General features: G+C 70.5%; 20 protein-coding genes. 14 read left to right on the plus strand and 6 right to left on the minus strand.

The annotated features are described in order from the left end of the window. Positions 1-4: 4 nt before the first annotated feature. Complete coding sequence (locus ACIHCQ_RS09965; protein WP_399659729.1) at positions 5-4,186, minus strand: HAMP domain-containing protein; 4,182 nt, start codon at positions 4,184-4,186, stop codon at positions 5-7. 246 nt (positions 4,187-4,432) lie between these two features. On the opposite strand from ACIHCQ_RS09965, the gene ACIHCQ_RS09970 reads away from it, so the two are divergent. Both ACIHCQ_RS09970 and hemW read left to right on the plus strand, forming a co-directional pair. Then, positions 4,433-6,484 (plus strand): SpoIIE family protein phosphatase, encoded by a 2,052-nt coding sequence (locus tag ACIHCQ_RS09970; protein ID WP_399659732.1) that lies wholly within the window; start codon positions 4,433-4,435, stop codon positions 6,482-6,484. A gap of 59 nt (positions 6,485-6,543) precedes the next feature. Beyond that, on the plus strand, positions 6,544-7,776 hold the full coding sequence (gene hemW / locus ACIHCQ_RS09975; RefSeq protein WP_399659735.1) for a radical SAM family heme chaperone HemW: 1,233 nt from the start codon (positions 6,544-6,546) through the stop codon (positions 7,774-7,776). A gap of 103 nt (positions 7,777-7,879) precedes the next feature. Here hemW and ACIHCQ_RS09980 read toward each other — a convergent pair whose 3' ends face one another. Further along, entirely contained in the window at positions 7,880-8,698 is an 819-nt protein-coding gene (locus ACIHCQ_RS09980; RefSeq protein WP_399659737.1) for a DUF3097 domain-containing protein, read from the minus strand. A 10-nt stretch (positions 8,699-8,708) separates the two neighbouring features. Beyond that, positions 8,709-9,431 (minus strand): MBL fold metallo-hydrolase, encoded by a 723-nt coding sequence (locus ACIHCQ_RS09985; RefSeq protein WP_399659741.1) that lies wholly within the window; start codon positions 9,429-9,431, stop codon positions 8,709-8,711. 189 nt (positions 9,432-9,620) lie between these two features. On the opposite strand from ACIHCQ_RS09985, the gene hrcA reads away from it, so the two are divergent. From hrcA to ACIHCQ_RS10005, 4 genes are all read left to right on the plus strand, one after another. Then, positions 9,621-10,643: a heat-inducible transcriptional repressor HrcA gene (gene hrcA, locus ACIHCQ_RS09990; protein ID WP_399659743.1), complete on the plus strand. Its 1,023-nt coding sequence runs from the start codon at positions 9,621-9,623 to the stop codon at positions 10,641-10,643. Continuing rightward, a complete protein-coding gene (dnaJ, locus tag ACIHCQ_RS09995; protein WP_399659746.1) occupies positions 10,644-11,780 on the plus strand; it encodes a molecular chaperone DnaJ in 1,137 nt (378 codons plus the stop codon). A 211-nt stretch (positions 11,781-11,991) separates the two neighbouring features. Next, on the plus strand, positions 11,992-13,068 hold the full coding sequence (locus ACIHCQ_RS10000; protein ID WP_399659749.1) for a nitronate monooxygenase: 1,077 nt from the start codon (positions 11,992-11,994) through the stop codon (positions 13,066-13,068). Then, positions 13,065-13,808, plus strand: a complete 744-nt coding sequence (locus ACIHCQ_RS10005; protein ID WP_399659751.1) for a 16S rRNA (uracil(1498)-N(3))-methyltransferase — start codon at positions 13,065-13,067, stop codon at positions 13,806-13,808. Before ACIHCQ_RS10000 ends, ACIHCQ_RS10005 begins: the two co-directional genes overlap by 4 nt. Positions 13,809-13,816: 8 nt before the next feature. Here ACIHCQ_RS10005 and ACIHCQ_RS10010 read toward each other — a convergent pair whose 3' ends face one another. Further along, entirely contained in the window at positions 13,817-13,987 is a 171-nt protein-coding gene (locus ACIHCQ_RS10010) for a hypothetical protein (protein WP_399659754.1), read from the minus strand. 136 nt (positions 13,988-14,123) lie between these two features. On the opposite strand from ACIHCQ_RS10010, the gene ACIHCQ_RS10015 reads away from it, so the two are divergent. The 4 genes from ACIHCQ_RS10015 to ACIHCQ_RS10030 all read left to right on the plus strand — a co-directional run bounded on the left by ACIHCQ_RS10015 (position 14,124) and on the right by ACIHCQ_RS10030 (position 17,075). Then, on the plus strand, positions 14,124-14,687 hold the full coding sequence (locus ACIHCQ_RS10015) for a hypothetical protein (protein WP_399659756.1): 564 nt from the start codon (positions 14,124-14,126) through the stop codon (positions 14,685-14,687). A 62-nt stretch (positions 14,688-14,749) separates the two neighbouring features. Further along, positions 14,750-15,106 carry a histidine triad nucleotide-binding protein gene (locus ACIHCQ_RS10020; protein WP_399659760.1) on the plus strand — a complete coding sequence of 119 codons (357 nt, stop codon included), beginning with the start codon at positions 14,750-14,752 and terminating at the stop codon, positions 15,104-15,106. 36 nt (positions 15,107-15,142) lie between these two features. After that, the gene (locus ACIHCQ_RS10025) at positions 15,143-16,048 is read left to right on the plus strand and encodes a ribonuclease Z (protein ID WP_399659763.1); all 906 of its coding nucleotides are present in this window, start codon (positions 15,143-15,145) and stop codon (positions 16,046-16,048) included. Positions 16,049-16,073: 25 nt separating this feature from the next. Further along, positions 16,074-17,075, plus strand: a complete 1,002-nt coding sequence (locus ACIHCQ_RS10030) for an adenosine deaminase (protein WP_399659766.1) — start codon at positions 16,074-16,076, stop codon at positions 17,073-17,075. Between the two features lie 25 nt (positions 17,076-17,100). Here the strand turns inward: ACIHCQ_RS10030 and ACIHCQ_RS10035 are convergent, their stop codons facing one another. After that, a complete protein-coding gene (locus tag ACIHCQ_RS10035) occupies positions 17,101-17,958 on the minus strand; it encodes an ABC transporter permease (protein ID WP_399659769.1) in 858 nt (285 codons plus the stop codon). Then, the gene (locus ACIHCQ_RS10040; protein ID WP_399659772.1) at positions 17,955-18,845 is read right to left on the minus strand and encodes an ABC transporter ATP-binding protein; all 891 of its coding nucleotides are present in this window, start codon (positions 18,843-18,845) and stop codon (positions 17,955-17,957) included. The genes ACIHCQ_RS10035 and ACIHCQ_RS10040 overlap by 4 nt, the downstream gene beginning before the upstream one ends. A 217-nt stretch (positions 18,846-19,062) precedes the next feature. Here ACIHCQ_RS10040 and ACIHCQ_RS10045 point away from each other — a divergent pair, with 217 nt between their 5' ends. From ACIHCQ_RS10045 to ACIHCQ_RS10060, 4 genes are all read left to right on the plus strand, one after another. Further along, positions 19,063-20,049, plus strand: coding sequence for a MarR family transcriptional regulator (locus tag ACIHCQ_RS10045; RefSeq protein ID WP_399659773.1), 987 nt, complete (start codon positions 19,063-19,065; stop codon positions 20,047-20,049). A 68-nt stretch (positions 20,050-20,117) separates the two neighbouring features. Beyond that, positions 20,118-21,419, plus strand: a complete 1,302-nt coding sequence (locus ACIHCQ_RS10050) for a glucarate dehydratase family protein (protein ID WP_399659776.1) — start codon at positions 20,118-20,120, stop codon at positions 21,417-21,419. Between the two features lie 85 nt (positions 21,420-21,504). Beyond that, positions 21,505-22,629, plus strand: a complete 1,125-nt coding sequence (locus ACIHCQ_RS10055; protein WP_399659778.1) for a carbohydrate kinase family protein — start codon at positions 21,505-21,507, stop codon at positions 22,627-22,629. Positions 22,630-23,039: 410 nt separating this feature from the next. After that, positions 23,040-24,080, plus strand: coding sequence for a PhoH family protein (locus tag ACIHCQ_RS10060; RefSeq protein WP_399659781.1), 1,041 nt, complete (start codon positions 23,040-23,042; stop codon positions 24,078-24,080). Positions 24,081-24,086: the final 6 nt, after the last annotated feature.

The following is a 24,086-nucleotide window of genomic DNA, read 5'->3' on the forward strand; positions in this document are numbered from 1 at the left end:
TGCCTCACGTCGTCGTCGGTGGGACGGCCGGTTCCCCGGCGGAGTCGGGGTCCGGGGCCGGCTCCGGGTCCGGGTCCGGGTCCAGGAGGGAGCACACGACCGTCAGCAGATGGTCCACGTCGACCGGCTTCGGCACGTACTCATGGGCACCCTGCGCGATGGCCTTCTCGCGGTCGCCCGGCATCGCCTTCGCGGTGAGGGCGATGATCGGGAGGTCGGTCCAGCGCGAGCTGCGCCGGATGGCGTCGATCGTCTCGTAACCGTCCATCTCGGGCATCATGATGTCCATCAGGACCAGTTCGATATCGGGGCTGCGCTCCAGGGTTTCGATGCCCTCCCGCCCGTTCTCCGCGTACAGCACGGACATGCCCACCCGGCCGAGCACCTGCGTGAGCGCGAAGACATTGCGGATGTCGTCGTCGACGATGAGGACGCGGCGGCCGGGCAGGATCTTCCCCGCACGGCCCGACTTCCACTCCTCCAGCTTCGTCGTCGCGGGCCAGCCGTCGTCCAGGTCGTCCAGACGCGAGGGCTCATGGCCGGATATGGCACCGGACTCTGTGCCGGACCCGGACCTGGACCCCGACTCGGACCCTGACTCGGCGGAGCCGGAGCCGGTGTCCGTGCGGTGCCGGTCGAGGGCCTCCAGTGGGACGGCGGCGCGTATGCCGCGACCCATGTCGGTCTCGCTCTCGCTGCCGCCATGTCCTGCGTGGACCACGGGAACGTACAGCGTGAAGGTCGAGCCGCGCCCCGGTTCGCTCTCCGCGATGATCCGGCCGCCGAGCAGCCCCGCGATCTCCCGGCTGATGGACAGGCCCAGCCCCGTGCCGCCGTACTTGCGGTTGGTAGTGCCGTCGGCCTGCTGGAACGCATCGAAGATCACCGCGAGCTTCTCCGGCGCGATGCCGATGCCGGTGTCGGCGACCGCGAAGGCGATCAAGTCGTCAACGCCCTGGAGCAGCTTGTCGGCCTGCTCGCCCCTGACTCTGTTCACGCGCATTTCGACGCGCCCTGCCGAGGTGAACTTGATGGCGTTGGAGAGCAGATTGCGCAGGATCTGCTGGAGCCGCTGCTCATCGGAGTGCATCTGTCGCGGTACGTCGGGCCCGACCGCGACCTCGAAGGCCAGCCCGAGATCGAGCGTGACCGGGCGGAATGTGGCGTGGACGTAGTCCAGCAGCTTGATCAGCGGCAGCTCCTTCGGGCGCACGTCCATCCGGCCCGCCTCAATCTTCGACAGATCCAGGATGTCGCTGATCAGCTGGAGCAGATCGGAGCCCGAGCGGTGGATCGTACGAGCGAAGTGCACATCCTGGTCGGAGAGATGGCCGTCGGGGTTGTCGGAGAGCAGCCGCGCAAGGATGAGCAGGGAGTTCAGCGGGGTCCGCAGCTCGTGCGACATGTTCGCCAGGAACTCCGACTTGTACTGCGAGGAGGTCGCGAGCAGCGCCGCCTTCTCCTCCAGCTCGGCGTTGGAGCGCTGGAGCTCACCCTGCTGGCGCTGGAGCTCGTCGGAGCGCTCCTGGAGCTGGGTCGCCAGCCGCTGCGACTCGCCGAGCAGGGACTCCGTACGGGAGTTGGCGATGATGGTGTTGATCGCGACGCCGATGGTGTTGACGAACTGGTCGAAGAAGGCCAGGTGCACATCGGAGAAGCGGGAGAAGGACGCCAGCTCGATGACGCCGAGCAGCTTGTTCTCGAAGAGGATCGGGATGATGACGACGCTGGCCGGAGACGCCTCGCCAAGGCCTGAGTTGATCTTGATGTAGTCCGGCGGGACCTCCTCCAGGAGGATTCGCTTCTTCTGCAGGGCCGCCTGCCGTACCAGGCCGTGGCCGGGCATGCCCGTGGTGTCGACGGTGGCGGCCTGCGCCGAGCCGTAGCCCGCGATGAAGGCCAGACCGCGCTGCGCGCCCGCGTTGATGGTGAGAGGGGGCGGGGCCCCCTCCTCGTCGGGCTCGGCCAGGAAGAACGCGCCGTACTGCGCGTTCACCAGCGGCGTCAGCTCACGCAGGATCAGGTCCGCGACCTCCATCAGGTCACGGTGGCCCTGCATCAGACTGGCCAGGCGGGCGAGATTGGACTCCAGCCAGTCCTTGGCGCGGGTGGTCTCCCGGAGGTTGGACACCATCAGGTTGATGTTGTCCTTCAGCTCGGAGACCTCGCCGCGGGTCTCCACCGTGATCGAGCGGGACATGTCGCCCTGGGCGACGGCCGACGCGACTTCGGCGATGGCGCGGACCTGGGTGGTGAGGTTGAGCGCCAGCTCATTGACGTTGGTGGTGAGCCGCTTCCACGTGCCGTAGACGCCCTCGACGCGCGCCTGACCGCCAAGCTGGCCCTCCGAGCCGACCTCGCGGGCCACCCGGGTGACCTCGGAGGAGAACGAGGAAAGTGTGTCCACCATGGTGTTGATGGTGGTCTTGAGCTCCAGGATCTCGCCGCGCGCGTCCACGTCGATCTTCTTGGACAGGTCGCCCTGCGCCACGGCCGTCGCCACCTGGGCGATATTGCGCACCTGCGAGGTCAGGTTGTCGGCCATGTAGTTGACGTTGTCCGTGAGGTCCTTCCACAGGCCGGTGACGCCGAGGACCTGGGCGCGTCCGCCGAGGCGGCCGTCCGTGCCCACCTCGCGGGCGACGCGGGTGACCTCGTCGGCGAAGGCGCGGAGCTGGTCGACCATGGTGTTGACGGTGTCCTTGAGCTCCAGGATCTCGCCGCGCGCGTCCACGGTGATCTTCTTGGACAGGTCGCCGTTGGCGACGGCGGTGGTGACCTGGGCGATGTTGCGTACTTGGCTGGTCAGGTTGGAGGCCATGAAGTTGACGTTGTCGGTGAGGTCTTTCCAGACGCCGGACACGCCGCGCACCTGGGCCTGGCCGCCGAGGTTGCCTTCGGTGCCGACCTCGCGGGCGACCCGTGTCACTTCGTCGGCGAAGGCGGAGAGCTGGTCGACCATGGTGTTGATGGTCGATTTGAGTTCGAGGATCTCGCCCTTCGCCTCGACCGTGATCTTCTTGCCCAGATCGCCCTGGACGACAGCCGTCGAGACGAGGGAGATGTTCCGCATCTGCGAGGTCAGGTTGTCGGCCATGAAGTTGACGTTCTGAGTCAGGTCCTTCCAGACCCCGGACACTCCCCGCACCTGAGCCCGGCCGCCCAACTTGCCCTCGGTGCCGACTTCGCGGGCGACCCGTGTCACTTCGTCGGCGAAGGCGGAGAGCTGGTCGACCATGGTGTTGATGGTCGATTTGAGTTCGAGGATCTCGCCCTGCGCGTCGACAGTGATCTTCTGGGAGAGATCGCCGTTGGCGACGGCGGTGGTGACCTGGGCGATGTTGCGTACTTGGCTGGTCAGGTTGGAGGCCATGAAGTTGACGTTGTCGGTGAGGTCTTTCCAGACGCCGGACACGCCGCGGACCTGAGCCCGGCCGCCCAGCTGACCCATCGTGCCGACCTCGCGGGCGACGCGGGTGACCTCGTCGGCGAAGGCGGAGAGCTGGTCGACCATGGTGTTGACGGTGAGCTTCAGCTCCAGCAGCTCGCCGGTCGCCTCGACCTTGACCGTACGGGTCAGATCGCCGCGGGCCACGGCCGTGGTCACCGCGGCGATGTCGCGCACCTGCGCGGTCAGCCGTGCGGCCATGGTGTTGACCGCCTCGGTCACATCCCGCCAGCTGCCCGACAGGCCACGGACCTTGGCGCGTCCGCCGAGCCGCCCTTCCGTGCCGACCTCGCGTGCGACGCGGGTCACCTCGCCGGTGAACCGCGACAGCTGGTCGACCATCTTGTTCACGGCGCTGCCCAGCCGTCGCAGATCCCCGCGTAACTCGCGGTTGCCGTCCTGCAGATCGACCCGCTGGGTCAGATCGCCGCCTGCCACCGCGTCGAGCACCCGGGCGGCGTTCGCGGCGGGCACCACGAGGGCGTCCAGCAGCGCGTTCGTACTGTTGACGCCGTTGGTCCAGGCACCCTGGCCGGGGCTGGCCGACAGCCGTTCGTCGAGCCGTCCGTAGCGTACGACTTCCCTGTGCACCCGCGACAGTTCGTCGGTGAAATGCTGATTGCGCGCCGCGATCTGGTTGAACATCGCGGCCAGCTCGGTGGGCATGCCGCCATCGGACGCGGTGTCAGGGGGCTGCGCCACACGTATCCGGAAGTCCCCGTCCCGCAGGGCTGTCATCGCCGCCAGCAGCGGACGCAGCTCCGAGACGCGGACCCACGCACCGTCCGACGGCGGCTGGGGAGTGGAGGAGATAGGTGAAGTAGGTGAAGTAGGGGGGAGAGTCGGCCGAGAGGACGGCGACGCACTGTCTCTGAGTTTCATAACTCGACCACTTCAGTGACTCGGCGCTTATGGGCAGGCTCAGTCTGTCACTCTGTCGGTGTCATAAGCGGCGCATTGCCAGAACCGATCAGGAGCCGCACCGTGGGGTCTCTTCCGACGCAGCGCGAAACTCTCCTCCGCTCAACTCCCTTTACACCGGCCCGTGATGACGCGCGATCAGTCGCGCGTACCAGCCTGCCCGGTACGCACTTCGCGCCGTCCGCCGCCCGCCGTTTCGTGCGCGCGGCCCTCGCCGACTGGACCACCCTCGGGCTGCTCGCCACCTGCGCCTTCTGCCGCGGGAACGGGGCCTGCGCGCCGGGACAGCACAGTACGGACCGGCTCGCCGAGGACGCCGTGCTCATCGTCAACGAGCTGGTCACCAACGCCGTCGTACACGCGGGGACCACCGTCGAACTCCTCTCCAGGCTGGAGGGGCCGACGGAATCGGCGGAGTCGTACGAGGGCGAGTCCGCCGCCCTCGTCCTCGAAGTCTCCGACCACCACCCCGCCAGGGCCGTACGCAATGAACCCCACAGCGGCGCGGGAGAACGCGTCGCCGTCCCCGAGTACGGGCGCGGCCTCTATCTGGTCGCCGCCCTCTCCGAGCGCTGGGGCATCACCTACCGCTCGGGGCTCAAGACGGTCTGGGCGCGCCTTCCCGTCGACGGCGGGGACGCGGGGCCGCTCACTGGCGTGGTCAACGGCGCGGACGCGGAACCCGCGCTGCAACGCGGGCTGCGCGCCGCCGAGATCCTCGCCCCCTCGCTGCGGCGCAGCGTGCGCGAGGACCGGTCCGACCACGGCATGTCCAGCCGCGGCGCCCTCTCGTTCCTCGCCGAGGCCTCCGACCTGCTCGCCGGACAGCTCGACCAGGACCTGGTAGCGGCGCTCGCCGGGCAGCTGCTGGTGCCGCGGCTCGCCGACTGGTGCGCGATCTGGCTGGACAGCGAGGCGGGCGGCGGAGCGGGGGAAGCGCCGAGGCTGGCCCGGGTCTGGCACAGCGACGAGTCCCGTACGGAGCAGCTGCGCGACCTGCTGGAGAAGGAGCCACCGCTGCTGCCGGTCACGGCTGATACGGCGGGCAATGGGCCCGTGCCGTTCCCCTGGCCGGGCGACGAGGAGGGCGGCGAGGGGGAGGTCGGCGAGGGCATGGGCGGCGAGGGCATGGGCGGCGAGGGCATGGCTTTCGCGTACCGCCTGGTCGCCGGCGGGCGCGGCCTGGGCACGCTCCTCGTCGCCCGGCAGGGCGTGGCACGGCTGCCCGACGAGGTCACCGCGCTGATCGAGGACTTCTCGCGACGGGTGGCGCTGGCGATCGGCGCGGCCCGCCAGTACAGCCGCCAGGCCACCATCAGCCGGGTCCTTCAGCGCGGTCTGCTGCCCGGCAACGTCGCGCAGATCCCGGGCGTGGACCGGGCCCTGGTGTACGAGCCCAGCGACGACGGCGTGGCGGGCGGCGACTTCTACGACATTTTCCCGGCCGGCTCCGGCGGGCGCTGGTGCTTCATGCTCGGCGACGTCCAGGGCAGCGGGCCCGAGGCGGCGGTCGTCACCGGCCTCGCCCGGCCCTGGCTGCGGCTGCTCGCCCGCGAGGGCTACCAGGTCGGCCAGGTGCTGGACAGGCTCAATGGGCTGCTGCTGGACGACGCCATGGAGGCGGCGGAGTCGGCCGCGCTGATGGTCGCGGCTGCGGGCGGACAGGAGGTGCAGGAAGGGCCGCAGCCGCGCTTCCTCTCTCTGCTTTACGGCGAACTGGTGCCCTCCTCCCGGCCGGGAGGAGGCCTGCGCTGCACCCTGGCGAGCGCGGGCCACCCGCTGCCGTTGCTGCTGCGGCCCGACGGGCGGGTGATCACGGCGGCCGAGCCGCAGGTGCTGCTCGGGGTGGTCGAGGACGTGGCGTACGAGTGCCAGACCTTCGACCTGGCGCCCGGCGACACGCTGCTCTGCGTGACTGACGGGGTGACCGAGCGGCGCTCGGGTCCACGCGGATCACGCATGTTCGACGACGAGGACGGGCTCGCGCAGGTGCTGGCGGGGTGCGCGGGCATGACCGCGCAAGGGGTCGCGGAGCGGATCAAGCAGGCGGTGTACGACTTCGCGCGGACGCCGCCGGACGATGATCTGGCGCTGCTGGTGTTCCAGGCGCAGTGAGCTGAGGGTCCGGGGTGCGTCCGTACGGGCTTGTCCGGACGTGACGGACAATGGGGTGCATGCCTTCCGTACTGCCCGATGGTGAGCCCATGCCCGAGGACGGCGCGCTGCCCGCGTCCGCCCTTGCGGGCGCCGGCGACCGGCCGCTCGCCTTCTATCTGCACGTGCCGTACTGCGCGACGCGTTGTGGCTACTGCGACTTCAATACGTACACGGCGACCGAGCTGCGCGGCTCGGGCGGCGTGCTCGCCTCCCGCGACAACTACGCCGACATGGTCGCCGAGGAAATCCGGCTCGCCCGCAAGGTGCTGGGCGACGACCCGCGCGAGGTGCGGACGGTGTTCGTCGGCGGCGGTACGCCCACGCTGCTCGCCGCGAGCGACCTCGTACGGATGCTCGACGCCGTACGAGAGGAGTTCCCTCTCGCGCCCGACGCGGAGATCACGACCGAGGCGAACCCGGACTCGGTGGACCCGGCGTACCTGGCGGCGCTGCGGGAGGGCGGCTTCAACCGGATCTCCTTCGGGATGCAGAGCGCGCGGCAGCATGTGCTGAAGGTGCTGGACCGTACGCATACGCCGGGCCGCCCCGAGGCATGCGTCGCGGAGGCGCGGGCGGCGGGGTTCGACCATGTCAACCTCGACCTGATCTACGGCACGCCGGGGGAGAGCGACGACGACTGGCGGGCGACGCTCGCGGCGGCGGTGGGGGCCGGTCCGGACCATGTGTCGGCGTACGCGCTGATCGTGGAGGAGGGCACACAGCTGGCGCGGCGGATCCGCCGGGGCGAGGTGCCGATGACCGACGACGACGTCCACGCGGACCGCTACCTGATCACCGACTCGGTGCTGGCGGAGGCCGGGTACGAGTGGTACGAGGTCTCCAACTGGGCCACGTCCGATGCGGGCCGCTGCCTGCACAACGAGCTCTACTGGCGCGGCGCGGACTGGTGGGGCGCGGGCCCCGGCGCGCACAGCCATGTGGGCGGGGTGCGGTGGTGGAACGTGAAGCACCCGGGGGCGTATGCGGCGGCGCTGGCGGGTGGGCGATCGCCGGGGGCGGGGCGGGAGCTCCTTACGGCGGAGGACCGCAGGGTGGAGCGGATATTGCTGGAACTCAGGCTGCGGGAGGGGTGCCCGCTGGAGCTGCTGCGGGCGGCGGGGCTGACGGCGTCGCGCCGGGCGCTGGCGGAGGGGCTGCTGGAGGCCGGGCCGTACGGGGAGGGGCGGGCGGTGCTGACCCTGCGGGGGCGGCTGCTGGCGGACGCGGTGGTGCGGGACCTGGTGGACTGAGGGGGCCGGGGGGTGCGGGTGGCGCCCGGCGATTGAGGCGCGGGGGTCTGGGGGCGGAGCCCCCAGTTACGGGAAGGGGCGGGTAGGGGAACAAATCGCACCCCTAACCCGGCGCCGTCACGAAATCGATCAGTTCCTCCACCCGACCCAGCAGCGCCGGCTCCAGGTCCCGATACGAGCGCACCCCGGACAGGATCCGCTGCCACGCCGCCCCCGTGTTCTCCGGCCAGCCCAGCGCCCTGCACACCCCCGTCTTCCAGTCCTCCCCGCGCGGCACCGACGGCCACGCCCGGATCCCCACCGACGACGGCTTCACCGCCTCCCACACATCGATGTACGGGTGGCCCACCACCAGCGCGTGAGCGCTGGAGACCCGGGACGCGATACGGGACTCCTTCGAGCCCGGGACCAGGTGGTCCACCAGCACCCCCAACCGAGCATCCGGGCCCGGGGCGAACTCCGCGACGATCGAGGGCAGGTCGTCGATGCCCTCCAGGTACTCCACCACCACCCCCTCGATGCGCAGATCGTCGCCCCAGACCCGCTCCACGAGCTCCGCGTCATGGCGGCCCTCCACGTAGATGCGGCCCGCCCGCGCCACCCGGGCCCGCGCCCCCGGGACCGCCACCGAGCCGGAGGCCGTACGGGTCGGGCGCACCACAGCAGCCGAGGGGCGGACCAGCGTGACCGGGCGGCCCTCCAGCAGGAACCTTCCGGGCGCCAGCGGAAACACCCGGTGCTTGCCGAAGCGGTCCTCCAGCGTGACCGTCGGGCCCTCCGCCGTTTTCTCCGTACGGATCACCGCACCGCAGAAACCCGTCGTGACCTCTTCCACGACCAGGTCGGGCTCGGCGGGGACCTCCGGGGCGACGGGCTGCTGCTTCTTCCAGGGAGGCGTCAGATCCGGGCTGTAGCTGCGCATTCGGCTGACGCTACGACACCCCGAAGCGCGCCGCCAGCACCTCGCGCTGCGCGCGCACGAACGCCGCGTCGACCACCGCCCCGTGCCCCGGAACGTACGCCGCGTCCTCCCCGCCCAGGGAGAGCAGCCGGTCCAGGGCGGCCGGCCAGCGGGACGGGATCGCGTCCCGGCCCGCCTGCGGCTCCCCCGACTCCTCCACCAGGTCGCCGCAGAAGACCACCTCCGGGCTGCCCGGCACGAGCAGCGCCAGGTCGTGGCCCGAGTGGCCGGGACCGACATTGGCCAGCAGCACCTGGCGGCCCCCCAGCTCAAGCGTCCACTCACCGCACACCAGATGCTGCGGCACCACCAGTACGTCCGCCGCCTCCGCCGCGTCGGGTTCGGCGACCCCGTGGCGTACGGCCGAATCGCGGATCTCGTCCCGTTCCCGCCGCATCAGCGCGTCCATGCCGACCGCGCCGTACACCTCCGCCCCCGCGAACGCCGCCGTCCCCAGTACATGGTCGAAGTGCGGATGGCTCAGTGCGATATGCGTCACTCTCCGCCCGCCCAGCAGCGCCTGCGCCTGCGTGCGGATTGCGGCGCCCTCGCGCACCGTCGAGCCCGTGTCGTACAGGAGCACGGCGTCCTCGCCGACGATCAGTCCGGTGGTCGCGTCCCAGCCGGGCAATCGCCTGCGGCCCACCCCCTCGGCCAACCGTTCCCAGCCGAAGTCTTCCCAACTGACGTCCATACGGGGACGCTATCGGCAACGACCTGCGATGTCGCACGGTAGCCACGGTAGCGTTGACGGGTCCCCGCCGACCGACGGCCTTGCTACGTCCGTACCTCACAGCCGTACACTGGCTCGGGGGAACGCTGGCACTCGGACCTCATGAGTGCCAAGGGGTCACCAACGAACCACTGTCTGGAGGTGTGCGCGATGCTCAGCGAACGCAGACTCGAGGTCTTGCGCGCCATCGTCCAGGACTATGTCGGCACCGAGGAGCCTGTCGGCTCCAAGGCGCTGACCCAGCGGCACAAGCTCGGCGTCTCCCCGGCCACCGTCCGCAACGACATGGCCGTGCTGGAGGAGGAAGGGTTCATCGCCCAGCCTCATACGAGCGCCGGGCGGATCCCGACGGACAAGGGCTACCGGCTCTTCGTCGACAAGCTGGCGGGCGTCAAGCCCCTGTCGTCGCCCGAGCGCCGCGCGATCCAGAACTTCCTCGACGGAGCAGTGGACCTGGACGACGTCGTCGGCCGTACGGTACGGCTGCTGGCGCAGCTGACCCGGCAGGTCGCGGTCGTCCAGTACCCCTCCCTGACCCGCTCCACGGTCCGGCATGTGGAACTCCTCTCACTCGCGCCCGCCCGTCTGATGCTCGTGCTCATCACGGACACCGGACGGGTCGAACAGCGCATGATCGACTGTCCCGCGCCCTTCGGTGAGACGTCGCTCGCGGACCTGCGGGCCCGGCTGAACAGCCGGATCGTCGGCCGCCGCTTCGCGGATGTGCCGCAGCTGGTGCAGGATCTGGCCGACTCCTTCGACCCGGAGGACCGCTCCACCGTCTCCATGGTGCTGGCGACCCTGCTGGAGACTCTGGTCGAGGAGACCGAGGAGCGGCTGGTGATCGGCGGCACCGCCAATCTGACCCGCTTCGGACACGACTTCCCGCTGACGATCAGGCCGGTGCTGGAAGCGCTCGAGGAGCATGTGGTGCTGCTCAAGCTGCTCGGCGAAGCCAATGACTCGGGCATGGGCATGACGGTACGTATCGGTCATGAGAACGCTCATGAGGGACTCAACTCCACGTCCGTCGTCGCGGTCGGCTACGGTTCGGGCGACGAGGCAGTTGCCAAACTAGGCGTGGTCGGACCGACCCGCATGGACTACCCCGGAACGATGGGAGCGGTACGCGCAGTGGCACGTTACGTCGGACAGATCCTGGCGGAGTCGTAAGTGGCCACGGACTACTACGCCGTACTCGGCGTGCGCCGCGACGCTTCACAGGACGAGATCAAGAAGGCTTTCCGCCGACTTGCCCGTGAACTGCACCCGGATGTGAATCCGGACCCGAAGACGCAGGAGCGCTTCAAGGAGATCAACGCCGCGTACGAGGTGTTGTCGGACCCGCAGAAGAAGCAGGTCTACGACCTCGGCGGTGACCCGCTGTCGCAGTCGGGCGGCGGGGGCGCGGGCGGCTTCGGAGCGGGTGGCTTCGGCAATTTCTCCGACATCATGGACGCGTTCTTCGGTACGGCGTCGCAGCGCGGCCCCAGGTCGCGTACGCGGCGGGGCCAGGACGCGATGATCCGCCTGGAGATCGACCTCAAGGAAGCCGCCTTCGGCACGACGAAGGACATCCAGGTCGACACGGCCGTGGTCTGCACGACGTGCAGCGGCGAGGGCGCGGCGCCGGGGACCTCGGCGCAGACGTGTGACATGTGCCGTGGGCGCGGTGAGGTCTCGCAGGTGACGCGGTCCTTCCTGGGCCAGGTCATGACCTCGCGGCCGTGCCCGCAGTGCCAGGGCTTCGGCACGGTGGTGCCGACGCCGTGTCCCGAGTGCGCGGGCGACGGGCGTGTGCGCTCGCGCCGGACGCTGACGGTCAAGATTCCGGCGGGCGTCGACAACGGGACGCGTATCCAGCTGGCGGGCGAGGGCGAGGTCGGCCCTGGCGGTGGACCCGCGGGCGACCTGTACGTCGAGATCCACGAGCTGCCGCACGCGCAGTTCCAGCGGCGCGGCGACGATCTGCACTGCACGGTGACGGTGCCGATGACGGCGGCGGCGCTCGGCACGAAGTGCCCGCTGGAGACGCTGGACGGGGTCGAGGACATCGACATCCGCCCTGGCACGCAGTCCGGCCAGTCGGTGCCGCTGCACGGGCGCGGCATCACGCACCTGCGGGGCGGGGGCCGGGGTGACCTGATCGTGCACGTCGAGGTGATGACGCCGACGAAGCTGGACGCGGAGCAGGAGAGGCTGCTGCGGGACCTGGCGAAGCTGCGGGGGGAGGAACGGCCGACGGGGCAGTTCCAGCCGGGGCAGCAGGGGTTGTTCTCGCGGCTGAAGGACGCGTTCAACGGGCGGTAGGTGTTGGGTGCGGGTCGCGGTGGTGCGGGTGGCCGCTGCGCGGGGCTTGTTCCCCTACCCGCCCCTTCCCGAACTGGGGCTCCGCCCCAGACCCCGGTCCTCAATCGCCGGACGGGCTTGATTTCAAGCCCCGCCGGCGATTGAGGCGCGGGGGTTCGGGGGCAGAGCCCCCGACAAGGACCTAACGCCCGCTCCGTGGGAACATGCACCCATGCCCACCGCACTGACCGATCTCTCCCGGTATCCGATCGTGCAGGCCCCCATGGCCGGCGGCGCATCCTGCCCCGCTCTCGCCGCCGCCGTGTCCGACGCCGGCGGTCTCGGGTTTCTCGCCGCCGGGTACAAGACCGCAGACGTCATGTACCAGGAGATCAAACAGCTTCGCGGGCTCACGCGCCGCCCCTTCGGGGTCAATCTCTTCATGCCGCAGCCGGGCACCGCCGACCCCGCCGCCGTCGGGGTCTACCGCAGTCAGCTCGCCGGTGAGGCCGCCTGGTACGAGACGCCCCTCGGCGATCCCGACCAGGGACGGGACGACGGGTACGAGGCCAAGCTGGCCGTCCTCCTCGACGACCCCGTGCCGGTCGTCTCCTTCACCTTCGGCTGTCCGTCCCGCGAGGTGCTCGGCTCGTTCGCCGAGGCGGGTGTCTACACCGTCGTGACGGTCACCACGCCCGACGAGGCGCGGGCCGCGCGGCAAGCCGGTGCCGACGCCTTGTGCGTACAGGGCGTCGAGGCGGGCGGCCACCAGGGAACCCACCGTGACGACCCCGCCGCCGACAACGCCGGGATCGGGCTCCTCGCACTCATCGGGCTGGTCCGCGACGCCGTGGACCTGCCGGTCATCGCCGCCGGCGGGCTGATGCGCGGCGGGCAGGTCGCCGCCGTGCTCGCGGCCGGCGCGGACGCCGCGCAGCTCGGGACCGCGTTTCTGGTCTGTCCGGAGTCCGGCGCGCACACGCTGCACAAGCAGGCAATGACCAACCCGGTGTTCGTACGCACCGAACTCACCCGCGCCTTCACCGGGCGGCCCGCCCGTGGGCTGGTCAACCGGTTCATGCGCGAGCACGGCCCGTACGCCCCCGCCGCCTACCCCGAGGTGGCGCACCTCACCAGCCCCCTGCGTAAGGCCGCCGCCGCTGCGGGCGACGCCCAGGGCATGCCGCTGTGGGCCGGACAGGGCCACCGGCTGGCGCGCGAGCTGCCCGCCGCGCGGCTGGTCGAGGTGCTGGTCGCCGAACTGGACTCCGCGCGCGCCGCGTTGGCGCTCGGCAGGAGGGTCCGATGACCGCGCCCGTATTCCTCGTGGACTCGCTGGCGGACGTGGAGCCGGGCGCGGTCCTGACCCTGGACGGGCCCGAGGGGCGGCACGCCGTCTCCGTACGCAGGCTGCGGTCCGGCGAGGACGTCGTGCTCACGGACGGGCACGGGCGCGGGGCTGCCGGTGTCGTCCTGCGGACGGAGGGCAAGGAGCGGCTGATCGTCGAGGTGTCCGAGTTCCGCAACGAGCCCGGGCCCACGCCCCGTATCACCGTCGTTCAGGCCCTCCCCAAGGGCGACCGTGGCGAACTCGCCGTCGAGACGATGACGGAGACCGGCGTGGACGCGATCGTGCCCTGGGCCGCCGCGCGCTGTGTCACCCAGTGGCGGGGCGAGCGCGGAGCCAAGGCCCTCGCCAAGTGGCGGGCCACCGCGCGCGAGGCGGGCAAGCAGTCGCGCAGGCTGCGCTTCCCGGACGTCGCGGACGCCGCGACGACCAAGCAGGTTGCGTCACTTCTGGCCGAAGCCGATTTCGCCGCCGTACTGCACGAGGAAGGCGCCGAACCGCTCGCCACCGCCGAACTCCCCGCCCAGGGCTCGATCGTGCTGGTCGTCGGGCCGGAAGGGGGCGTGTCCCCCGAGGAGTTGGCGGCCTTCGCGGAAGCGGGCGCGAAGCCGTACCGGCTGGGGCGCAGCGTGCTGCGTACGTCGACGGCGGGCACGGCCGCCACGGCGCTGCTGCTCGGCCGCACCGGCCGCTGGTCCTGAGCCGAGGCCTACGTCCCGGCGACGGTTGGCAGCAGTCCGCGCTCCGTCGCCTCGTCCAGCAGACGGCGCACAGCCCCGGGCTCGTACAGGTTCAGCGAGTCCCGCTCGGTGTCGCCCACCGTGCCCTCGTGCCCTCGTGCCCTCGTGGCGCAGCGGGCGGCTTGTGGCGTACCGACCACATATAGACGGTGCCCGCGTCGACGACGAGCCGACGCGTGCTTCGCAGCCTTCTGGTCATCGCACGACCGTACGGCGGGGCAAGGTGGCCGCAACCACTCTTTTACTTCAGGGCACTCGGATGACACGCTGCCCTCCATGCGGGCCTTGATACGAGTACGTCACCGCCGGGCCCTGGCCGCGATCGCCGCCGCCGGGGCGGTAGTTGTGTCCCTCGCGGCCTGCGAACCGGCGGCCGGCGACGCGCTGAGTTCGGTCGCCGTCGCGGTCACCACCGACAAGACGGGGACGAGCACCCTGGAGCGCATCGGCTTCGATGTGCGCTGGCTCAGCTGTACGGCGAAGGCCGAAGGCTCCGCCAAAGCGACCGGGACCGGGACCGGGACCGGGACCCGGTCCCGGACCGCAGGCTCCAGCGCGTCGCCGGCCCGCGCCGCGGCCACTGTTGACTGCCAGGGCGAGACCGACTCCGGCGAGGACATCACCCTCAAGGGCAAGGTGACGGAGGAGCGCCTGGGCCGGTGCGTACGCGGTGAGCTCATCTCCAGGATCGCCGGCAAGGTCGTCTTCGAGGCCACCGTGCTCGGAGACTGCGACGCCGCCCCGACGCGCACTCCGACGCGTAAGCCCACGCGCACTCCGAACGAGCCGCCACGGCCCACTGTCACCGTGACCGTGACGGAGACCGTGACTCCCAGCTGATCGCAATGGTCTCCTGCCTATACGATGCGGTCGAACCGACCACACCGCGAGGAGGCCCTGTCATGGCGGGAGAACCGCAGGCCGACTGCCTGTTCTGCAAGATCGCATCGGGGGAGGTGCCCGCCACCGTCGTGCGCGAGACGGCCACCACCGTCGCCTTCCGCGACATCAACCCGCAGGCCCCGACGCACGTCCTGGTCATCCCCAGGGCGCACTACCCGGACGCCGCCTCCCTCGCCGCCGAGCCCGCGCTCCTCGCCGACGTGATCCGTGAGGCGGGCGAGGTCGCCGCCGACGAGAAGGTCGTCGCCCCCGGCTACCGCATCGTCTTCAACACCGGCGCCGGCGCGGGCCAGACCGTCTTCCACGCCCACGCCCACCTCATCGGCGGGCGCGGCCTCGAATGGCCCCCCGGATAGCTGGACAGCCGGACAGCCGGATAGCAGGTAAAAGCCTTGTCCGTACGTGAATTGGTCGTCCTCGGCACCGCCAGCCAAGTCCCCACCCGGCACCGCAACCACAACGGCTACCTGCTGCGCTGGGACGGCGAGGGCATCCTCTTCGACCCGGGCGACGGCACCCAGCGCCAGATGGTCCGCGCCGGGGTCGCCGCCCACGACATCAACCGCATCTGCGTCACGCACTTCCACGGCGACCACTCCCTCGGCCTCGCCGGCGTGATCCAGCGGATCAACCTCGACCAGGTCCCGCACGAGGTCTCCGCCCACTACCCGGCCTCCGGACAGCGCTTCTTCGACCGGCTGCGGTACGCGACGGCATACCGCGAGTCCGTGCGGCTGACCGAAGCCCCGGTCGCCGCCGACGGCGTGCTGGCCAGCACCCCGTCGTACACCCTCGACGCCCACAAGCTCTCGCACCCCGTCGAGTCGTACGGCTACCGGATCACCGAGCCCGACGGCCGCCGCATGCTGCCCGACAAGCTCGCCGCACACGGCATCAAGGGCCCGGACGTCGGCCGCCTCCAGCGCGACGGCGTGCTCGACGGCGTCACCCTCGGCCAGGTCAGCGAGATACGCAGAGGCCAGCGCTTCGCCTTCGTCATGGACACCCGTCTCTGCGAGGGCGCGTACGCGCTCGCAGAGGGCTGCGACATGCTCGTCATCGAGTCGACCTTCCTCGACGGGGACGAACAGATGGCTGAGGACTACGGCCATCTGACCGCCGGGCAGGCGGCCCGCGTGGCCCGTGACGCGGGCGTACGCCACCTGGTGCTGACGCATTTCTCGCAGCGCTACAGCGAGCCCGACGACTTCGAGCGGCAGGCGCGCGCGGCCGGTTTCGAGGGCGAGCTGAGCATTGCCCAGGACCTGTGGCGGGTCCCCGTACCCAAACGAACGTAAGCGTCCCAGCGCCTAATATGGGTTGATGCCCCTCCCCAAAGCGGAACTGCACCTGCACATCGAAGGCACCCTCGAACCCGAGCTCGCCTTCGCGCTCGCGGCGCGCAACGACGTCGAACTGCCCTACAAGGACGCCGAAGAGCTCCGCCGCGCCTACCTCTTCAAGGACCTTCAGTCGTTCCTCGGCCTGTACTACGGGCTGATGGCCGTGCTGCGCACGGAGGACGACTTCGCCGAGCTCGCCGACGCTTATCTGGCGCGCGCCGCCGCGCAGGGCGTGCGCCACGCCGAGATCTTCTTCGACCCGCAGGCGCACACGGCACGCGGCGTCCCCATCTCCACGGTGATCGAGGGACTCGCCCGCGCGCTCGACCGCGGCGAGGAGCGGTACGGCATCTCCACCCGCCTGATCATGTGCTTCCTGCGGGACGCGTCCGCCGCGTCCGCGATGGAGACGCTGGACGCCGCGAAGCCGTATCTGCACAGGATCGCGGCGGTGGGTCTCGACTCCGCGGAGGTAGGGCATCCGCCGTCGAAGTTCCGCGAGGTGTACGAGGCCGCGGCGGCGCTGGGGCTGCGCAAGGTGGCACACGCGGGCGAGGAGGGCCCGCCCGCGTACATCCGGGAGGCCCTGGACGTCCTCGGTGTCGAGCGGATCGACCACGGGCTGCGCTGCATGGAGGATCCGGAGCTGGTCGAGCGGCTCGTACGGGACCGGGTTCCGCTGACGCTCTGCCCGCTGTCGAACGTACGGCTGCGGGCCGTCGACACCCTGGAGGACCACCCGCTCGCGCGTATGATGGAGGCGGGGCTGCTGTGCACGGTCAACTCCGATGATCCCGCGTACTTCGGCGGCTACGTCGGGGACACCTTCCACGCGGTACGGGAGGCGCTGGGGCTCGACGACGAGCGGCTGCGGGAGCTGGCGCGCAATTCGTTCGTGGCGTCGTTCCTGGACGATGACGAGGAGCGGCGGGCGCGTCTGATCGCCGAGGTCGAGGCGTACGACTTCGAACGGCCGGAGTAGCGCCCTCTCTCTCACCTCTCACCTCTTACCCGACCCGGCGCAGGGCCCTCTCGCGGCGCTCGGCCACGCTCGAACCCGACTCCCCGCGCGCCATCCGGCGCAGTACGACCGGCGCCAGGAGCAGGCCGAGTGCGGCCCAGACCCCCAGCACCCCGATGGTCTCCAGGTGGCGCCAGGACTCGCCGATCTCGACCGTGACCGCCGCGTCCGGCAGCAGGGCCGAACGCATGCCCAGGCCGAGCCAGTAGATCGGCGAGAGCTGTCCGGCCCATTGCAGCCACTCGGGCATCGAGGTGATCGGGTAGAAGATGCCGGAGATCGCGATCATGCCCAGGACGGGCAGCTGGATCAGTCCCTGGCCGCGGGCGCTGGAGAACACCGAACCCAGGATCGCGCCGATGGGCAGGGTCGCGATCAGGCCCAGGACCAGCACCCAGAGCAGGGTCAGCCAGGAGCCCAGGTCTGTGACCGCCAGGCCGTCGACGATGAGCATGCCGGGGATCAGCAGGATGGCGAGGTCGGCGAGCAGGCCGCCGGCCACCGCGACGACCTTGCCGACGAGGTAGCCGGGCATTCCGTTCGGCGTCGCCTTGGCGCGCAGGAGGGTCCCGTCCTCACGTTCGGCGGTCAGGGCCTGGCTCATGCTGACCATGCCCATCGCGGCGTTCATGCCCAGGATGCTCGGCAGGGCGAGGGTGGCGAGCAACAGCCCACCCGACCCGAAGGCACTGTCCCGCATGAAGAACATGACGGTCAGCATCATCACCGGCCACAGCAGGTGGGACAGCAGATCCGCGCCGTTGGTGAACGACTGCCGCAGTTCGATCAGGCCGCGGGTCCAGCCCGCCCGTACGGCCGTGGTGGTCGCGCTCGTCGCGCTCATCGGGCCGTCTCCTCCTGGCGTACCAAGGTCATGTATGTGTCCTCCAGCGAGGCCCGGCGGACCTCCAGTTCGCCGATCGCCTCGCCGTACTGGTGGAACAGCCCGCGCACGAACCCGGTCGATTCGGCGGTCGAAGCGACGAAGCGCTGCCCGTCGCGCGTCCAGCGGACCTCGTCCTCGCCCGCGGTCCGCCGCGCCAGCTCGTCCGCCGAGCCGTCGGCGATGATCCGGCCGCCGGCCAGGATCACGATGCGGTCGGCGAGCTTGGCGGCCTCGTCCAGGTCATGCGTGGTGAGCAGGATCGTCGTCCGGTGATCGGCGGCGAGGCGGTGGACGAGGTCGTGGAAGTCGTGCCGGGCCTCCGGGTCGAAGCCCGCGGTGGGCTCGTCCAGGAACAGCAGCTCGGGGCGGCCCACGATGCCGATCGCCACATCCAGCCGCCGCCGCTGCCCGCCGGAGAGTGTCTTGATCTTCTTGCCCGCGTGCTCGGTCAGGCCGAGTGTCTCCATGAGCTCGTCGGCGTCCCACGGCCGCTGGATCGCGTCGGTGGAGTAGGGGGCGTAGTACGTACCGAGGTGGGCGAGGAGTTCGCGCACCCGCCACTTGCCGTGGTCGCGCCAGGACTGGAGTACGACTCCCAGCCGGGCCCGCCACTGCTCGGTGCCGTGCGCCGGATCGGTGCCCAGGACCTCGACCTGGCCCGCCGAGCGCATCCGGAAACCCTCCATGATCTCGATCGTGGTGGTCTTGCCCGCGCCGTTCGGCCCGAGGAGCGCCAGCACCTCCCCGTGGTGCGCCTGGAATGTCACATCACGCAGAACGTCGGTCGTGCCGTACCGCATACGCAGTCCGTCGACATCGAGCACGACTTGCTCGCTTGCCGTCATCAGCTCACCACCTTCAGGTGGTGGGAAAGCTATGTTGCATTTTATCAATCGTCAAACAAATGTCGGCGGAATCAGCCGCTATGAGCGGGAATTTGATGACAGCTATTGCAATGACCTTGGAGTCAAATGCAATGCATTGCCGATTGTCCGTTGCAATGGGCTGCGGGTGAACGCACACTGGGCCCCGGACCGACGATCACGCAAGGAGGCGACCCGGATGCCCGGAGGCAGGCTGGTCCACCAGGACCGCCACGACATCGCGGCAGGGCTGGCCGAAGGACTCGGATACGCCGAGATCGCCAGACGGCTGGGCAGGCCCACGTCCACCGTCAGCCGGGAGGTGGCCCGCAACGGCGGACTCGACGGCTACCGCGCGGACCGCGCGCACCAGGCCACCGGGCGGCGTGCCCGTCGGCGTACGCCTGTTCCCGGCCAGGACCTGGACCCCTCCCCGGAGCTCTCGGCCGCCGTCGGCGCGTACGGACGTGGCGACGAGGCGGCGCGCGCCTTCGCCGAGCAGTTCGCGGCGCTGATGACACAGACCGGGCTGCCGCGGATGGCGGCGCGGGTGCTCGCCTGCCTCGTCACGACCGACTCCGGGGCCCTGACCGCCGCCGAACTGGTCCAGCGGCTGCGGGTCAGCCCCGCTTCCGTATCCAAGGCCGTCGGGTATCTGGAGGAGCTGGACGTGGTCCGCCGCGAACGCGACGCCAGGCGGCGGCGCGAGCGGTACCTCATCGATGACGACGTCTGGCTCCGGTCGTGGCTGACGAGCGCCCGCACCCACCGGATGTGGGCCGACGCGGCCCGCGAGGGCGCTGAGATCTTCGGCGCGGCCACCCCCGCCGGAGCCCGGCTGGACAGCATGGGTCAGTTCTTCGCGCAGCTCAGCGACGACATGTCGGGCGGCCCTTCCGAAGCGGCAGTGGGTGACGCGCTGACGGTGCTCGCCGCGCTCCTGTACGCCGGTACGCCGCTGTCCGTGGAACGACTCGCCGCCGCGCTGGACTGGCCCACGGACCGCGTCACCGACGCCCTGCGCGACGCCGGACAGCACCCGGGACTCGCCGATCCGGTGGCCCTCCGGCGTACCGTGAACGGCGATTACACCGTCACAGCCAGAGTCGAAAGGCTCACCGCGCCCCAGCGAGCGGCCCTGACCGGTGTCGGTGCCGATCGTGATCAGCGCAGGCGGGCACGTTGACGGCCGGACGTTCACCTACATAACCTCTGTTCTGATGTGTGCACGCCATCTATAGGGGGAGATGTGAGATGGATCCGGACAAGGATCTGATCATCACCGAGGTACGGCTGACCCCTGTCCTCATCAGCGACCCGCCGCTGCTCAATGTGCAGGGCGTGCACCAGCCGTACACCCCGCGCCTGGTCGTCGAGGTCGACACGGCGGGCGGGATCACCGGCGTGGGTGAGACCTACGGCGACACCAAGTACCTGGAGCTGGCCCGGCCGTACGCCGAGCGGCTGCCCGGCCGCTCCGCCGCCGACCTCAACGGTCTCTTCGCCCTCGCCGATCAGGTCGGCGTCGCCCACGCGCGCGTGGATCACGCCGTCGACGTCGGCGGGCTGCGTGGCGTACAGACTGCCGGCAAGCTGCGGCTCTCCGTCGTCTCGGCCTTCGAGGTGGCCTGTCTGGACGCGCTCGGCAAGGCGTACGGACAGCCTGTGCACGCGCTTCTCGGCGGCAAGGTCCGCGACGCCGTCGAGTACAGCGCGTATCTCTTCTACCGCTGGGCCGAGCACCCCGATGGCGGCGAACGCGACGACTGGGGCGCGGCCCTCGACCCCGCTGGGATAGTCGAGCAGGCGCGCCGCTTCGTGCGCGACTACGGCTTCCGCTCCTTCAAGCTCAAGGGCGGCGTCTTCGAGCCCGAGCAGGAGATCGCGGCGGTCATGGCGCTCGCCGAAGCCTTCCCCGGGCATCCGCTGCGGCTGGACCCCAACGGGGGCTGGACGCCGGAGACCTCGCTGCGCGTCGCCGCCGAGCTCAAGGACGTACTCGAATACCTGGAGGACCCGACGCCGGGCACCCTCGCCATGGCCGAGGTCTCGGCCGGGACCGAGGTCCCGCTCGCCACCAATATGTGTGTCACGACGTTCCCCGAGATCCGCAGCGCCTTCATGAAGGACGCGGTCCAGGTCGTCCTGTCCGACCACCACTACTGGGGCGGGCTGCGCAATACGCGCGAGCTGGCCGCGATCTGCCGCACCTTCGGGGTCGGCCTGTCCATGCACTCCAACACCCACATGGGCATCAGCTTGGCCGCGATGACCCACGTCGCCGCCACCGTCCCCAACCTCGACTACGCCTGCGACAGCCACTACCCGTGGCAGACGGACGACGTGATCACCGCCCGCCATGTCTTCCGGGACGGCCGCCTCGATGTCAGTAACGCCCCCGGGCTCGGCGTCGAGCTCGACCACGACGCCCTGAGCCGCCTCCACCGGCGCTGGCTGGACGACGACGGCGCGATGCGGGACCGCGACGACGCCGTCGCGATGCGCAAGGCGGCGGGCCACGGGGACTGGACGACCCCGGCCCTGCCTCGCTGGTAGCCCACCCACCCCCTGCGTCTCGCCTCCCGCTCCCGCTCCATCCGGCAGAATGGGCTGATCTGCACCACGTACGGGAGCGCGCACGGTGACCATTCGCCACGGGAAGCAGCTGACAGACGCCGACATCCTGGAACACGCCGCCATCCTGGACCCGCTCGCCGGGCTGCGTACCCCGGGTGACCCCGCGTGCGACGTCTACCTCACCGGCAACGTCTTCCTCGACATCATCTTCACCGGCCTGGACTCCGCTCCCGTGCGCGGCACCGAGTCCTGGGCGCGCGGCATGGGCTCCAGCCCCGGCGGGGTCGCCAATATGGCCACCGCCCTCGCCCGGCTCGGGCTGCGCACCTCGCTGGCCGCCGCCTTCGGGGACGACCACTACGGCGAGTACTGCTGGGACGCCCTCGAACAGGGCGAGGGCATAGACCTCACCCTCTCCCGCACCGTGCCCGGCTGGCACTCGCCGGTCACGGTCTCCATGGCGTACGAGGGCGAGCGGACCATGGTGTCCCACGGGCACGAGGCCCCGCCGCCCGACCCCCTCCCCGAGTGCCCGCCGCCCGCGCGCGCCGCCATCGCCTCGCTCGCGCCCGGCCGCGCCGAGTGGATCGCCCAGGCCGCCCGCAAGGGCACCCGCGTCTTCGCCGACGTCGGCTGGGACGACACGGGCCGCTGGGACCCGGACGACCTCGCCGACCTGGAGCACTGCGAGGCCTTCCTGCCCAACGCCGTGGAGGCGATGCGCTACACCCGCACCGACTGCCCGCTCGCCGCCGCCCGCGCGCTGACCGACAAGGTTCCGCTCGCGGTCGTCACGCTGGGCGCGGAGGGCGCGTACGCCGTGGACGGCGCGTCCGGCGAGAGCGCACAGGTCCCCGCGATCAAGGTGGAGGCGCTGGACCCGACGGGCGCGGGGGACGTATTCGTGGCCGGATTCGTCACCGGCACGCTCGCGGGCTGGCCGCTCGCCGACCGCCTCGCCTTCGCCGGGCTGACCGCGGCCCTGTCGGTGCAGGAGTTCGGCGGCTCGCTCTCGGCGCCCGGCTGGTCGGAGGTCGCCGCCTGGTGGCAGTACGTCCAGGGCTGCGCCGACCAGGACCCCCAGGCGCTGCGCCGGTACGGGTTCCTGGCGGCACTGCTGCCCGCGTCGGCCAGGCCGTGGCCGCTGCGCAGAGCGGTACCGACGATCGGCTTCGGCCGCTCGGCCTGAGGACGCGCTCGGTCGGAAGCGGCCTCGGTCTGAGCGGCCGGGCTTGAAGCGGCCAGGCTTGAACAGCGGCTTGAAGCGGCTCGGGCCTGAGGCGGCCCGGCCGGAAGCGGCTCGGCTTGAACAGCCCGGTCTGAGGCGCCCGGCTTGAAGCGGGCCCGCCCTGAGCACCTGGCCGGCAGCGGCCCCGCCTGAGCCGCCCACCCCAAAGCCGCCTCCCGCCTCCCGCCTCGCCCGAAAGCCGCAGGCCCAGCCCGTGGAAAGCCCGCCGGACGCCCCCGGCACAGCCCCATGGCAAAGCCCCGCGGAAAAGCCCTCGGTCTTGTCACTGCCAGGTCGTAGTCTGGAGGCAGAGGTTGTCGAGCAGCGAGAACCCTGCAACGGGAGGTATGTGCAGGCCACAGAGCCGGCCCATGACTCAGACACCTACAGCCAACGCCAACGTCCCCGCCTCCGCGCCGGGGCAGGCACGAGCCCACTTCAGCGTTCCAGCCAAGCATCCGATGGTGACGGTTCTCGGTTCGGGTGACGCCCTGCTGCGCGTGATAGAGAAGGCTTTCCCGGCGGCCGATATCCATGTCCGGGGCAATCAGGTGAGCGCGGTCGGCGACGCGAGGGAAGTCGCGCTGATCCAGAGCCTTTTCGACGAGATGATGCTCGTGCTCCGCACCGGGCAGCCGATGACGGAGGACGCAGTGGAACGTTCAATCGCCATGCTCAGGGCCACCCAGAACGGCAACGGCGAGCCCGAGACCCCCGCCGAGGTGCTCACCCAGAACATCCTCTCCAGCCGCGGCCGGACCATCCGCCCCAAGACCCTCAACCAGAAGCGGTACGTCGACGCGATCGACAAACACACGATCGTCTTCGGCATCGGCCCCGCCGGTACCGGCAAGACGTATCTCGCCATGGCCAAGGCGGTCCAGGCCCTGCAGTCCAAGCAGGTCAACCGCATCATCCTGACCCGTCCCGCCGTCGAGGCGGGCGAGCGGCTCGGGTTCCTGCCCGGGACTCTCTACGAGAAGATCGACCCCTATCTCCGCCCGCTGTACGACGCGCTGCACGACATGCTCGACCCCGACTCGATCCCGCGCCTGATGGCGGCGGGCACGATCGAGGTCGCGCCGCTGGCGTACATGCGTGGCCGTACTCTCAACGACGCCTTCATCATCCTGGACGAGGCGCAGAACACCAGCGCCGAGCAGATGAAGATGTTCCTCACCCGGCTCGGCTTCGACTCCAAGATCGTCATCACCGGTGACGTCACCCAGGTGGACCTGCCGACCGGTACCAAGAGCGGGCTGCGCCAGGTCCGGGCCATCCTGGAAGGCGTGGACGACGTCCACTTCTCTCTGCTGACGAGCCAGGATGTCGTCCGGCACAAGCTCGTCGGCCGTATTGTCGACGCCTACGAGAAGTACGACGACCAAAACGGGCACCCGAACGGGAAGTAGCAGCAG

The sequence above is a fragment of the Streptomyces sp. NPDC052236 genome (assembly GCF_044548015.1).
GTDB lineage: Bacteria > Actinomycetota > Actinomycetes > Streptomycetales > Streptomycetaceae > Streptomyces.